General features: G+C 35.6%; 11 protein-coding genes and 3 riboswitches. Of the genes, 2 read left to right on the top strand and 9 right to left on the bottom strand.

The genetic code is table 11. The features are described 5' to 3' along the window. Positions 1 to 367: 367 nt before the first annotated feature. The 7 genes from DN393_RS23880 to DN393_RS23910 form a co-directional block, all read right to left on the bottom strand. Complete coding sequence (locus tag DN393_RS23880) at positions 368 to 1,912, bottom strand: ABC-F family ATP-binding cassette domain-containing protein (protein ID WP_098110762.1); 1,545 nt, start codon at positions 1,910 to 1,912, stop codon at positions 368 to 370. 305 nt (positions 1,913 to 2,217) lie between these two features. Beyond that, a complete protein-coding gene (locus tag DN393_RS23885) occupies positions 2,218 to 2,991 on the bottom strand; it encodes a hypothetical protein (protein ID WP_088046928.1) in 774 nt (257 codons plus the stop codon). Between the two features lie 66 nt (positions 2,992 to 3,057). After that, on the bottom strand, positions 3,058 to 3,807 hold the full coding sequence (locus tag DN393_RS23890) for an ABC transporter ATP-binding protein (protein WP_098110763.1): 750 nt from the start codon (positions 3,805 to 3,807) through the stop codon (positions 3,058 to 3,060). Beyond that, the gene (locus DN393_RS23895) at positions 3,804 to 4,802 is read right to left on the bottom strand and encodes an ABC transporter substrate-binding protein (protein ID WP_046958852.1); all 999 of its coding nucleotides are present in this window, start codon (positions 4,800 to 4,802) and stop codon (positions 3,804 to 3,806) included. Before DN393_RS23895 ends, DN393_RS23890 begins: the two co-directional genes overlap by 4 nt. Continuing rightward, positions 4,799 to 5,572, bottom strand: a complete 774-nt coding sequence (locus DN393_RS23900; protein WP_001057159.1) for an ABC transporter permease — start codon at positions 5,570 to 5,572, stop codon at positions 4,799 to 4,801. Before DN393_RS23900 ends, DN393_RS23895 begins: the two co-directional genes overlap by 4 nt. After that, positions 5,544 to 5,864, bottom strand: a complete 321-nt coding sequence (locus DN393_RS23905) for an MTH1187 family thiamine-binding protein (protein ID WP_000082897.1) — start codon at positions 5,862 to 5,864, stop codon at positions 5,544 to 5,546. Before DN393_RS23905 ends, DN393_RS23900 begins: the two co-directional genes overlap by 29 nt. 100 nt (positions 5,865 to 5,964) lie before the next feature. Then, positions 5,965 to 6,066: riboswitch (TPP riboswitch) on the bottom strand. A gap of 61 nt (positions 6,067 to 6,127) precedes the next feature. After that, complete coding sequence (locus DN393_RS23910) at positions 6,128 to 7,867, bottom strand: methyl-accepting chemotaxis protein (protein ID WP_064477223.1); 1,740 nt, start codon at positions 7,865 to 7,867, stop codon at positions 6,128 to 6,130. Between the two features lie 143 nt (positions 7,868 to 8,010). After that, positions 8,011 to 8,095: riboswitch (cyclic di-GMP riboswitch) on the bottom strand. Positions 8,096 to 8,378: 283 nt separating this feature from the next. On the opposite strand from DN393_RS23910, the gene DN393_RS23915 reads away from it, so the two are divergent. Next, entirely contained in the window at positions 8,379 to 9,692 is a 1,314-nt protein-coding gene (locus DN393_RS23915) for an anaerobic C4-dicarboxylate transporter family protein (protein WP_088046926.1), read from the top strand. Between the two features lie 115 nt (positions 9,693 to 9,807). On the opposite strand, the gene thiE is transcribed toward DN393_RS23915, so the two are convergent. Both thiE and thiM read right to left on the bottom strand, forming a co-directional pair. Continuing rightward, positions 9,808 to 10,467: a thiamine phosphate synthase gene (gene thiE, locus DN393_RS23920; RefSeq protein ID WP_064477222.1), complete on the bottom strand. Its 660-nt coding sequence runs from the start codon at positions 10,465 to 10,467 to the stop codon at positions 9,808 to 9,810. Between the two features lie 16 nt (positions 10,468 to 10,483). Then, entirely contained in the window at positions 10,484 to 11,299 is an 816-nt protein-coding gene (gene thiM / locus DN393_RS23925; RefSeq protein WP_339328658.1) for a hydroxyethylthiazole kinase, read from the bottom strand. A gap of 63 nt (positions 11,300 to 11,362) precedes the next feature. Then, positions 11,363 to 11,472, bottom strand: a riboswitch (TPP riboswitch). A 276-nt stretch (positions 11,473 to 11,748) separates the two neighbouring features. Here thiM and topB point away from each other — a divergent pair. Continuing rightward, positions 11,749 to 13,938 carry a DNA topoisomerase III gene (gene topB / locus DN393_RS23935; protein WP_064477220.1) on the top strand — a complete coding sequence of 730 codons (2,190 nt, stop codon included), beginning with the start codon at positions 11,749 to 11,751 and terminating at the stop codon, positions 13,936 to 13,938. Positions 13,939 to 13,973 lie beyond the last annotated feature (35 nt).

The raw sequence follows: 13,973 nt of genomic DNA on the forward strand, positions 1-13,973 counted from the left end.
ATGAAAAATCACAAATTGATATTATAATAACCTATTATAATCATATTTAGTTTCTAATATGAAGTTCATGTGAAGTTCATCTGAATTTTACATGAATTTCCTTTAAGTTCTATTGTCTTCCTATACTAATCACATTATTCTTTACATATAGGAATTATTTTCATTCCATTTCAAACTATCTATATATATAAAGAAAGATAGTCGCCTGTTAGGGAAAGGCATCTAAATATAAACATAACATAAGAAAAAGCACGCTTATAAGCGCACCATAAGAGTGCTTCTTCATACAATTCTCATGTAAGAGTTCTCGAAAATCATGTTAATCACAAAGAAAAGGCATTAGCTTATACAAGCTAATGCCTTTTCTTTATTCATATCGTTCAGCGTCCCATTCTTCTATATTCCATACTTTTGTTATCCATGCTTCATAGAAAGAAGGCTCATGTGAGACAAGTAAAACTGTTCCTTTATATTGTTGTAACGCTTCCTGCAAAGACTTCTTTGTTTCTATATCCAAATGATTAGTCGGTTCATCTAAAATTAAAACATTGCTTTTCGTTACGATAAGTTCACATAAACGTACTTTCGTTTGTTCCCCGCCGCTTAATAAACGAATAGGTTTTAATACATGTTCTTCTTTCAATCCACACTTTGCTAATACTTGGCGTACTTCTTTCTTTGTCATATCTGGTCGTTCTGCCCAAACTTTTTCTAATGGTGTTGTTTCTGAAGCAAACTCCTCCTGCGCAAAATAAGCAGGATTTACTCGTTCTCCAACAGAAATTGAACCGCTTAGCGGCTTTATTTGACCTAATAACGTTTTTAACATTGTCGTTTTTCCAATCCCATTATGACCAACAATCGCTATCTTTTCTCCTTTTTTTACTTGCAAATTCAATTCTGGACATAACGGAGAACTATATCCTATCCTTAGTTTTTCAGCCTGTAATATGCGACTAACTGGCTCCTCATAAACATTGAAATCAAAACGGGATCGAGGTACATGATTAACCTTTTCAATCCTTTGCATTTTCTCCAATACTTTCTCTCGACTTTTAGCCTGTTTCGCTTTTCGAATTTTATTTTTTTGAATAAATGTTTCTAACTGAGAGATTTCTTTTTGTTGTTTCGCATGCGCCGATTGTAATTGTTTCCTTTGCAATTGATAACTTTGCACAAATTTTTCATAATTTCCTACGTACCGCTTCACTTTCCGTTCTTCTAGATGATAAATAACATTCGTAATATTGTTCAAAAATGCTTCGTCATGTGAAATGATTACATAAGCTTTTTCATACAGTCTCAAATACGATTGCAACCATTCTATATGGGCTGTATCTAAATAGTTTGTTGGCTCATCTAGCAATAAAACATCAGCTTTTTCTAAAAGGAGCTTCCCAAGTAATAACTTTGTTCGCTGTCCTCCACTTAACTTTGAAACATCCTTTTTAAGCCCCATTTCAAATAAACCTAAACCGATTGCTACTTCCTCAATTTCTGTATGAATTTGATAGAAATTAGAACTTTCCAATATAGTTTGTAATTCTCCATACTTTACTAACAACTTTTCTATTTCTCCTGCTCCATTCATTTCTTCAGCAATTTTTAACATTTCACATTCAACCGCATACAAATTAGAAAATGCACTTTGTAAGTATCCCTCAATTGTTATTCCTTCTTGTAAATCCATATGCTGCTGTAAAAAACCTACCTTCACATGTGGAAACCATTCAATGTTTCCGTCATCATGTATAAGTTCTCCTGTTAAAATCCTTAACAATGTTGATTTTCCAATTCCATTTTTCCCAACTAACCCAACATGCTCGCCCTTTAATAGTCGAAAACACGCATTATATAAAATGGTTTTCTCACCATACGAATGACTTACATTTTCTACTGTTAATATACTCATTTTTTTCTCTCCTCTACTTATAGTTCATAAGCTAAATAGAGAGAGCAACAGTATAAAGCCTTATTTAATTGTATATATAAAAAATGGGTAAGGTGAATACACCTTACCCATTACATATTATAGTAAAAAAGGATTAAGGTTCTTTACCTGCTGTCTTCAATTTAGCTTAATCGTTAAAAATGGGCAGACTTCTCCCGCATCAAGCTAAAACCATTTGAAGAACAGTTGATAAAGTCATTTTATCCTTTCACTCCTTTAACATTTGTTATATTAAGAGTATAAACTACTCTGTTATATTTTATTCTCTATTTTTTCTTTTGTTCCTTCTCCGCTTTTTCATTTTCTGCGTAAATTTCTTTATACATCTTTTCTAATGCATATGGACTTGTAAAGATGAGCGTTAACGATTTCCAAATATAAATTCTTCTTTGTAGTTCTACCCCATACTCTTTACTAACCATATTTTTCACTTCTGGAATATGTTCTTCGTTTTGAAATTGTTGTACAGATTTCAATTCCTTCGTCTTAAAATCCGTTAAAAGGCCTATTACAGTTCGTCCATGTTCCTGCGACCTTTCTTCTAAATCAAACTGAATGGAATGAACAAAACCTAAAACATGAAAGATTTGAGCATGCAACCCGACAGCAGCACGCTGTTCCATTAAGTTGTAGCACTCTCGTTTTAACCCTTCTACCATTTCTAAAGAATTTCTATTAACTTTTCTTTTGCCAACAAACATAATTTTTACAATATGAGCGACTGCTCCCATACTTTTTAATACACTCTCTAAAACTTCTACCGCATCTTCCACATAACCATTTGAAATTATAGAATGAATAAATTCATCTAATACCACTTGAAACTTTTTAATTAAATGTAAATCGCGTAATTCTGGAACATCTTCTCTCAATTGATTCCGGCCTTGAACCCACTTTAAAACTTCTGACATCTCTTCTTCTTTTAATTCATGATGTTCCATACCATACTTCATTAATAAAATATGATTTTTTAATAAGGACTTTCCTTCTTCAAGATTGTCCGGCGTTAATGAATCAACTATTTTCTCTATAGATTTCATCTTTCTCCCCCTATATAAAAAAGCCTCTTAACAGTAATTATACCAAAAACTGTTAAAAGACTTTTTCTATTTTTTCATATAAGGAGCTAATACTCTCAGAATTTCTTCCTTATCCTTCTTTAACTCAAGTGATGTTAACATATCCATCGTTCTCGGTCTAGGTAATTTCACTTGTACCTCACCAACTATTGAGGCTGGTCTTTGAGATAAAATAAATACGCGATCTGAAAGCAAGATTGCCTCATCTAGGTCGTGTGTAACCATAACGATTGTTTGCTTCTCTTGGTGCCAAGAGTTTAAAAGCCAGCTATGTACTTCCATTTTTGTAAAGGCATCTAATTTTCCAAAAGGCTCATCAAGTAGCATAATTGGCTTTTCACATAAATATGTGCGCAAAAAACTAATTCTTTGACGCATACCACCAGACAATTCATCTGGATAATGGTCTGCATATTCATCTAGTTCAAATTGCTTTAATGCTTCCATTCCCTCTGTCAGCCTTTGTTTTTTCGGTTTCCCTTCGATTTCCAATGGAAGAACTATATTTTGCAAAGCTGATCGCCAAGGTAATAATAAATCTTGTTGCGGCATATAACTTACAACATCTTGCTCTTGTACGTGCCTATCCTTATACGTTACATTCCCACTTGTTGGGCTTTCAACATTTGCAATTATATTTAATAATGTGCTTTTCCCGCAACCACTCGGTCCTACAAAGGAAACGAACTCTCCCTCTCGTATAGAAGCACTAATATTTGCCAATACATTCTTTCCATCAAAAGCTTTTACAATCTCTTTTATTTGTAATCCACTCATTTTTCACTTGGAAGGAACTCATTTGTAAAGGCATCTTTCACATCAATTTTCTTCTTAATAACTTTGTTATCATATAAGAAATTCATGTAATTCGTCCAAACTTCTTCCTTCTGTACTCCCCACGCTTTTGCATCATCTTGATACTTCGTACTTAACCATTTTTGACTTTCTTGTACTAATTCTTTATTCACATCTGGAACTGCTTTAATTAAAATATCAGCAGCTTCTTTCGGTTCTTTAATTGCAAAATTATAACCTTCTGTCGTTGCACTCATAAACTTTTTCACAAAGTCTTTATCTTGCTTCGTATGTTTTTCACTCGTAATAATAACAGGGCTATAGAAATCAAGCGCTGGGTCTAAGTCTTTCACCATAATCGTATTTAACTCTTTTCCTTGGCGCTTCGCTTCAATTCCATCCCATCCGTAATATATCCATTCAAAGTCTGCATCACGACCGATTGATTTAAAGAAATCTGTTTGTCCTAAGATGATTTTTTCAACTTTATTAAAATCAGCTTGATGCTTCTCCATGATTGTCTTCAGCGTTGCTTCTTCTGCTGGTCCTCCCCAGCCACCGTAACGTTTACCTTCAAAATCTTTTGGTGACGTCATATTATCTTTTTTAAGTGATGCAAAAGCTGAAGTGTTATGTTGGATGATTGCTCCTACAGATACAACAGGAATACCTTCCACACGAGCCAACGTTACATTTTCTTGTGCGCTTATTGCGAAGTCGGCTTTTCCAGAAGCTATCATTTGCTCCGCTGTCACATTATCACCAGGCTGAATAATTTCTACATCGAGGCCTTGCTTTTTATAATAATCTTTCGCTTGCGCTACATATAGGCCAGTATGATTCGTATTCGGAAACCAATCTAATACTACTTTTACTTTTTGATCTTTACTTGCACTTTCTTCTTTCTTCGCCGGATTACATCCAGCCACACCTACTGCTAATAAGGCAGCCAACATAACTTTTAAACCTTTTTTCATTTTCTGCCGTCCTTTCTATATATCCATGGTGCTGTTATTCTTGCCATAAACTCCACGATAAAATACAGACATAATGTCACCATAACAATAATTGCTGCCACACCAAATACTCGGGCTGTTAAAAAGGATTTTGTAGCCCTTGTAAGCATAACTCCTAATCCTTCGCTTGCACCGAGCCATTCCCCAATAATTGCTCCCATTACGCTATATGTAACTGCAATTTTTAAACCTGAGAAAAAGTATGGCAGCACTGCTGGAAACTTTACTTTCTGGTAAACTTGCCATTTCGTTGCCTTCATCGTTTGCAACAACTTCAACATATTTTTATCTACCGTTTGAAAACCTTCTAAAATGCTAAGCGCAATTGGGAAGAAACAAACAAGTATTACTACCATTACTTTCGGTAGCATTCCATATCCAAACCAAATAATAAATAACGGTGCAAGTACAACGATTGGAATCGTTTGTGAAATAACAAGCAACGGATTTATTAAAATACGAAATAAGGGGATAACATCCATAATAATTGCAATACTTGTCCCAATTAAAATCGCAAAAAACAGTCCGATTAGAACCTCTTGTAACGTTTGCATCGTATTCGGTAATAGTAAATCTTTCATTCCAATTAATTCTTGAACAATGGCAGAAGGCTTCGGTAAAATCCACGGTTCAATTTTAAATAATGAAACAGATCCTTCCCATATCGCTATGAGAAGGATAAGCCAAATTGTTGTAATTATTTTAGATTGCTTCTGGTTTTGCATATTCATCACGGTACTTCCAAACCTTTTCATCTATCGTTACACCAGTGCTTGGACGATAATGGATTTTAATAGAAGTAATCACTTCTTCTGCTCCAGCATCCACACAAGCTTGTTGCGCACGTTTAATGATATCAAGAAGTACATCTAATTCTCCTTCCAGCGTTGTTTCCATTGCCCCTACTTCATAACGAACTCCCGATTGTTGTACAACTTCAATTGCTTTATCGACAACAGAATACACATCTTTGTTCTTCGCTTGTGGTACTACTGAAAATGAAATCGTAACTTGTTGTGACATAGTAAAATCCCCCTTATAAAATGAAATGTTAAAACAAGAAAAGGCTTTCCTACTGCGTAGGAAAGCCTTGTATGCAAGTTATTATAGAATAACATATGCTACATCACTTTAAGTAACTCCCTACGCTGGCATTATCCAGATCAGGTTGAGGGTCGATGTTTGTTTACATCCTCTCAGCCAATTGGCTCCCCGGTCCTTAATTCGTTTTCATTGTAGCATGATTTATTTTATTGAACAAACAAAAGCACGTATAATCATTTCATTTAACTTTTGAATTCCCCTATTAACTCTTGTAACTCCTGTGAAAGCCAGCTTAAAGAACTAGCTAATTCAGCAATATCTTGTACAGACATTTCCTGCTCTTTCATACTTTCTTCAATATTATTACTACTATTTGCATACGTATTTGCAATAAGTGATAGTTCATTTACAACACGAACAATATTTTGGCTATTTTGCAATATATCACTTGAATTGCTAGAAACAACTCTAACTTGATTTGTAACAGATTGTGCTGATTTTGAAATTTTTTCAAAGAAAGCACCACTACTTTGAAAAAGTTTAATTCCGGATTCTACTTCTTTTGAAGCTTTTTGTATTGAAACAACAGCTTCTTCCGTTTCAACTTGTGTTTCCCCTATTAATTTCGCTATATCTTTTGCTGATGCTTCCGTCTGCTCTGCTAATTTACGCACTTCATCAGCAACAACGGCAAATCCCTTTCCGGTTGCCTCAGCACGTGAAGCTTCAATAGAAGCATTGAAAGCTAGCGAATTCGTTTGATTTGAAATACCTGTAATTACGTTTACAATATCACTAATTTCTTTTGATCTTGTTTCCAAAGAATGAATGATAGAAGATAAATCTTGTACTGCATTTTGTATTATGTTCATCTGATTAATCGCCTGTTCAATAACACCATTTCCTTTTACTGAATGATGCTTCGTACCTTCAGACTCTTTTGCCATTTGTTTTGCAATATTAGTTATCTCTTCCATCCTATCTTCCATTTCATATACAATACTTAAATATTTTGGTACTGAAGTTTCTTGTGATTGAACGCCAGCCCTTAACTCAACTATAGAACTTACGATTCCTTGGACTGCCATGCTATTCTCTTTCGTACTCACTGACAATTCTTGTGAAGATGAGGAAACCTGTTCTGCTGTCTGTTTCACTTTATCTATAATTCCTTTAAACTTCTCGATGGTATTATTAAAATACGCATTAATAATACCAATATCATCTGGTCTTTCCTCTAATTTAATACTTAAATCACCTTTACCAACTCTGCGCAATCCTTCACGTAAATCCCGCAATGGAGCAAGCGCGTTACGTACAATTAAGAATTGAACAACAGTTGCAATTAAAACAGAAATACAAATAAACATTAAACCTTGTATAATGAACTTTTCCTTTGTACTAGGAACAATAGAGGCATCTACATCTGCTGCAACTAGTGCCACAATGTTACCTTCTCCATCTTTAATTGGCTCTAATATCGTTACCCATGTTCCTAATGCGTCTTCATATATTTCTGTCATGTTTGCTTTTTTCGTGCTCATTACTTTATCATATGCTTTCATCCAAAGATCTGGTTGTTTATAATATTCTCCCGGCCTTACTTCAACAACATTTGCTAAACCTGTAGACAAATCAATGATTTGCAGCTCACCTTTTTCATTTTTTTTCGCTCCAACGATATACGTTTGTCCAACACTGTTCAATTCTTCCGTTGATTCATCTAATTTCTCTGTTAACTTCTCTCTCTTTTCTCTTTCTGCCGTTGGGTCTTTTGCAACATCTCTTAATATTTCTTCATCTAATTTATGTAATACCGTATCTCCTGTTTCAAAAGAGTGCCTTTCAAATATAGACATCATGCTATTTTGAAACATGTTAAAACTTAATGCTCCCATAGTACCAACAAGCGTTAAAATAACTAACACAGTTAACAATACATTTTTTTGAAGAAATGATAACCTGTGCCAATATTTTTTCATTAACATCACCTTTCTTAATTAACTTAATATAAAGTAAAACTATTAAAATATAAACCTCATTAACAATCGATAAAAGTTCTCATTTGTTTATAAATAAAAAAAAGACCAATGAAAAGAGCATTGGTCAAGACCAACCCTATCCGTCCGGTAACTGGCTAGCATAGCCTTTCGGCCTTAGCTCCTTTAGTTTTGCGTCCTAATGTTTCCATCAGTTTGCCTTTCTCGCTGAACGAGTTGAACGATATGGGAGTTCTATGAGAATTAAATTATTCTCTATCAAAGATTACAACATAAGAATTAAAATGTCTACCTATTTAGAGATGCAAATGTAAAGTTTCAATGGATTATTTTTTCGAAATAATTTAACAAAGTACGTGAATGTTATATTTCTTGTGTTATATAATAAAAAATGTATATAACACAAGGATTATTTTGAGTATTTATTTTAATTTTCATTCAAATTAAATTATTCGAATATATCTTAACTAATGAATTTCGGAGGTAGTTTATCATGTTTTGGCTACAATTTCTTACGTTACTACTCTGCATTTTTATTGGCGCACGCTTAGGCGGAGTTGGTCTAGGAGTAATGGGTGGCGTTGGTATGGCAATACTTGTTTTCGTCTTTCACTTACAACCTACAGCTCCTCCTATTGATGTAATGCTTATGATTTTAGCAGTAATTACAGCTGCCGGTGCACTGCAAGCCGCTGGAGGAATGGACTACCTTGTTCATCTGGCTGAGAAAGCATTACGAAAAAATCCAAAGCGCATTACATTCTTTGCTCCAATTGTTACTTATTTATTTACACTGTGCGCAGGAACTGGTCACGTTGCTTATTCTGTACTTCCTGTTATCGCAGAAGTCTCTCGCGAATCTGGGATTAGACCGGAACGACCAATGTCAATTGCCGTAATCGCTTCCCAACAAGCAATTACAGCTAGTCCTATATCAGCTGCAACAGTTGCACTTTTAGCAATGCTAGCTGACTATAAAATCACCTTATTAGATATTTTAAAAGTCAGTATTCCTTCTACCTTCATCGCTTGTATGGTAGCTGCATTTATTGCTAGCAAAATGGGGAAAGAATTAAATGAAGACCCTGAATACTTGAAACGTTTAAAAGAAGGAATGATTCCTAAAATTGAAGAGAAGAAAGAATTTGTTGGTTTAAAGGGCGCTAAACTATCCGTTATCCTTTTCTTAGTAGGAACTTTCCTTGTCGTCCTTCTCGGTTCATTTGAAGCACTTCGGCCAGGATGGATGGTTGACGGGAAGTTAGTTCGTCTTTCCATGCCAAACACAATTGAAATGGTTATGTTAACTATCGCAGCTCTTATTATTATTTTCTGCAAACCAAATGTAGAAAGCATCGTGTCTGGTAACGTCTTTAAAGCGGGGGCAACAGCAGTTGTTGCTATTTTCGGTATCGCTTGGATGGGAGATACTTTCTTTAACGGAAACTTAAATATGATTCAAGGATCAATTCAACACCTAGTAACAAGTGCACCATGGCTATTTGCCATCGCATTATTCATTCTATCTATTTTACTATATAGCCAAGCAGCAACAGTACGTGCTTTAATGCCTCTAGGATTATCACTCGGTATTCCACCAGCACTACTAATCGCGATGTTCCCTGCAGTAAATGGATACTTCTTTATTCCAAACTATGGAACAATCGTTGCTGCCATTAACTTTGATCGCACTGGTACAACAGGTATTGGTAAATATGTTTTAAATCATAGCTTTATGATTCCAGGCCTAATCGCAACATTCACTTCTATCGGAATTGGAATGCTTTTAATATCAATTATGTTTTAAAGAAAAAGCACAAACCTACAATTTTAAAGGGTTTGTGCTTTTTTAATCAAACGTTTGTTTAAATATTTTTAACCATCCATTATGTTCTTTACTATTTTTGTGAAGTTCCCTTTTCCTACAAACTCCTATTTACTTCATCTACTAGCTTCTTCGTACTTTCATACGGAGATTCAGCTAAACTAATCGCGGAAATAACAGAAACACCGTCCGCACCGGCTTCTATAACCCCAGCGGTATTTTCAATTGTAATGCCACCAATCCCAACGATTGGTATTGTAATTTCTTGTTCTCTAAAATGAGCTAAACCTTTCGTTCCTTGCACAGCTTTCGTATCTTTTTTCGTACTCGTTGGGAAAATAGGCCCAACACCTAAATAATCAGCTCCGTTTTTAATTGCCCAGCGTGCTTCTTCAATTGTATGGGTAGATACACCAACAATTTTATCTCCCATTTTTTCACGAACAGAAGTAATTCCTTCATCATCTTGGCCAACATGCACGCCATCTGCATCTAACTCGAGAGCTAGTTCCACATCATCATTTACGATGAATGGTACACCGTACTCCTTACAAATTGCTTGTAGTTCTTTTGCAAAACAAATACGTTTCTCGCCCGTTAAAGCGTCTTCCCCCTTTTCACGGAATTGAAAAATTGTTATACCGCCTTCAAGTGCATCTCTCAATACTTGTAGTGGCTCCTTCGCACAATTGTTACTTCCCATAATAAAATATACTGATAGTAATCTAGACATTTCAGCCTTTGTAATACGTGACATCTAGTTCCCCTCCTTACTATATAAGCTCAATCTTCCCATACTTCTCAATATCATCTGAAGTTGTATTTGCTAACTGGTTTAAAAATTCAATTTGGAAACTACCAGGTCCCTTTTCCACTGTCTTAGCAGCTGCCAGTTCCGCAGCTACACCATAAAACGTTAATGCCGCTACCGCTGCCTTTACATAATCCTTTTCTACTGCTACAAATGCTCCTATTACAGAAGTTAGTAAACAACCAGTTCCCGTAACCTTCGTTAAAATAGAGTGACCATTTCGAATAAGAATCGTTCGCTCTCCATCTGTAACAACATCTTCTTTTCCAGTAATCACCGCTACTGTATTTAATTCATCCGCTGTCTGCCTTGCAATACTTACGACATTGCCATTTCCAGCACCGGCGTCTACCCCTTTAATTTCCCAGCTCTCATTAATAACGTTCGCTATTTCAGCTGCATTTCCGCGGATAATCGCTAAATCAATTTCAGCCGGAATATGCCTCGCAACTTCTGTTCGATACGATGTTGCTCCTGCACCAACTGGATCAAACAGTACTGGTACATCGTTCACATTTGCTGATTTACCCGCAAGTAACATCGCTTCTACTTCTTCAGGACGAAGTGTCCCCATATTTAATACTAGCGCTCCAGCAATGCTAGCCATTTCTGCTACTTCTTCTTTTGCATACGCCATTACAGGCGATGCCCCTAACGCTAACAAACCGTTAGCTGTAAAGTTTGTTACAACAACATTTGTAATATTATGAACGAGCGGATTAGATTCTCTCACCAAATCCACTACTTTACTAATTTCTTTCATATTCATCCTTCTCATCCCCTAACTATAGTGATGGGAGATACACAAAAAGACACTTTGCGCGTATGCAAAGTGCCTGAACATGTGCTTTTACACTCTCCCTACGCTGGCATTATCCAACAGGTTCAAATGGTCAATGACGGATTAGTCATACTCTCAGTTTGTCTCCACAAACTCCCATGTGTTTAGTATTCATCTACTTCAAAGTCTACTCTTATTCTACTAAAATAACAAGTTCTTTACTTTTCTATTTCATATAGAAGCAACTGATAAAACAATACGCATAATAAATAAGTATCTATTTTTCATAGTCTCATCATTGTGCATATTATGTTCTATCGCCATCATTTGATTTCAAACAGATTTCGTTCACTCCACTAAGAAACATTCAAATTTGGAGCGAAACTGAATCTCAAGAAGATGTATGCTATAGTTAACGTATGGAAATTTGAAAGGATGTTTTAAATATGTCAAAAAGCGTTATAATCGCTGAAAAGCCTTCCGTTGCACGTGATATTGCGCGTGTACTTAAGTGCGATAAAAAAGGAAATGGCTACCTTGAAGGTAGTAAATATATTGTAACTTGGGCTTTAGGTCATCTTGTTACATTAGCAGATCCAGAAAGCTATGATGTGAAGTATAAGCAGTGGAATTTAGAAGATTTACCGATGCTACCAGAGCGTTTGAAATTAACGGTGATTAAACAAACAGGGAAACAATTTAATGCTGTAAAAAGTCAGCTACTTAGAAAAGATGTAAATGAAATTATTGTAGCGACAGATGCTGGGCGTGAAGGAGAATTAGTCGCTCGTTGGATTATCGATAAAGTTAAAATACAGAAACCTATTAAGCGTTTATGGATTTCATCTGTTACTGATAAAGCAATTAAAGATGGTTTTGCAAATTTAAAACCAGGTAAAGCCTACGACAATTTATACGCTTCAGCAGTTGCACGTTCAGAAGCTGACTGGTATATCGGCCTTAACGCGACTCGAGCATTAACGACTCGCTTTAACGCCCAGCTGAATTGCGGCCGTGTACAAACACCTACTGTCGCTATGATCGCTAATCGTGAAGATGAAATAAAGAACTTCAAATCTCAAACTTACTATGGCATCGAAGCACAAACAACGAATCAGTTAAAACTAACTTGGCAAGATGCAAATGGTAATAGCCGCAGTTTTAATAAAGAAAAAATTGATAGCATCGTAAGAGGTTTAGATAAACACAATGCTACTGTTGTGGAAATTGATAAAAAACAGAAGAAGTCATTCTCTCCTGGTCTTTACGATTTAACTGAATTACAACGTGATGCAAATAAAAAGTTCGGTTACTCTGCGAAAGAAACGTTAAACATTATGCAGAAATTGTATGAGCAACATAAAGTGCTAACGTACCCTCGTACAGATTCACGCTATATTTCATCTGATATCGTTGGAACACTTCCAGAACGTCTAAAAGCATGTGGCGTTGGAGAGTACCGTCCTTTAGCACATAAAGTATTACAAAAGCCTATCAAGTCTAATAAGTCATTTGTTGATGATAGTAAAGTAAGTGATCATCACGCAATTATTCCGACAGAAGGATACGTTAACTTCTCGGCCTTCACAGATAAAGAACGTAAAATTTATGATTTAGTTGTAAAACGTTTCTTAGCAGTTTTATTCCCGGCATTCGAGTACGAGCAACTAACGTTACGCACAAAAGTTGGTAATGAAACATTCATTGCACGCGGAAAAACTATTCTGCATGCCGGTTGGAAAGAAGTATATGAAAATCGCTTTGAAGATGATGATGTAACTGATGACGTAAAAGAACAACTTCTACCTCACATTGAAAAAGGCGATACATTAACTGTAAAGTTAATTATGCAAACATCAGGTCAAACAAAAGCACCTGCACGATTTAACGAAGCGACTTTACTTTCAGCAATGGAAAATCCTACGAAATATATGGATACGCAAAATAAACAACTTGCTGATACTTTAAAATCAACTGGTGGATTAGGTACTGTAGCGACACGAGCTGATATTATCGACAAGTTATTCAATTCGTTCTTACTTGAAAAACGTGGTAAAGATATTCACATTACTTCAAAAGGCCGTCAGTTACTTGATTTAGTGCCAGAAGAACTGAAATCTCCTACACTAACTGGTGAATGGGAGCAAAAACTCGAAGCAATTGCAAAGGGTAAACTAAAAAAAGAAGTATTCATTTCAGAAATGAAGAACTATACGAAAGAAATTGTTTCTGAAATTAAATCGAGTGATAAAAAATATAAACATGACAACATTTCAACGAAGTCTTGTCCAGACTGCGGGAAACCAATGCTAGAGGTAAACGGTAAAAAAGGAAAGATGCTCGTTTGCCAAGATCGTGAATGTGGTCATCGTAAAAACGTATCTCGTACAACAAACGCTCGCTGTCCGCAATGTAAGAAGAAATTAGAATTACGTGGTGAAGGTGCAGGCCAAATCTTCGCATGTAAATGTGGCTATCGCGAAAAACTTTCCACGTTCCAAGAGAGACGTAAAAAAGAATCTGGAAACAAAGCTGATAAGCGCGACGTTCAAAAATATATGAAACAACAGAACAAAGAAGAAGAACCATTAAACAACCCGTTCGCAGAGGCATTAAAAAAATTAAAATTTGATTAAACAAAAAGGTTCCTACCTCTCTCGGTAGGAACCTT

The organism is Bacillus sp. BPN334 (assembly GCF_008368885.1).
Classification (GTDB): domain Bacteria; phylum Bacillota; class Bacilli; order Bacillales; family Bacillaceae_G; genus Bacillus_A; species Bacillus_A wiedmannii.

Coding starts and splice junctions, on each gene's coding strand:
- DN393_RS23885 (WP_088046928.1), bottom strand. CDS start 2,991: ATGAAATCTATAGAGAAAATAGTTGATTCATTAACGCCGGACAATCTT.
- thiM (WP_339328658.1), bottom strand. CDS start 11,299: ATGAGAAGGATGAATATGAAAGAAATTAGTAAAGTAGTGGATTTGGTG.
- DN393_RS23905 (WP_000082897.1), bottom strand. CDS start 5,864: ATGTCACAACAAGTTACGATTTCATTTTCAGTAGTACCACAAGCGAAG.
- DN393_RS23880 (WP_098110762.1), bottom strand. CDS start 1,912: ATGAGTATATTAACAGTAGAAAATGTAAGTCATTCGTATGGTGAGAAA.
- topB (WP_064477220.1), top strand. CDS start 11,749: ATGTCAAAAAGCGTTATAATCGCTGAAAAGCCTTCCGTTGCACGTGAT.
- DN393_RS23900 (WP_001057159.1), bottom strand. CDS start 5,572: ATGAATATGCAAAACCAGAAGCAATCTAAAATAATTACAACAATTTGG.
- DN393_RS23910 (WP_064477223.1), bottom strand. CDS start 7,867: ATGAAAAAATATTGGCACAGGTTATCATTTCTTCAAAAAAATGTATTG.
- DN393_RS23890 (WP_098110763.1), bottom strand. CDS start 3,807: ATGAGTGGATTACAAATAAAAGAGATTGTAAAAGCTTTTGATGGAAAG.
- thiE (WP_064477222.1), bottom strand. CDS start 10,467: ATGTCACGTATTACAAAGGCTGAAATGTCTAGATTACTATCAGTATAT.
- DN393_RS23915 (WP_088046926.1), top strand. CDS start 8,379: ATGTTTTGGCTACAATTTCTTACGTTACTACTCTGCATTTTTATTGGC.
- DN393_RS23895 (WP_046958852.1), bottom strand. CDS start 4,802: ATGAAAAAAGGTTTAAAAGTTATGTTGGCTGCCTTATTAGCAGTAGGT.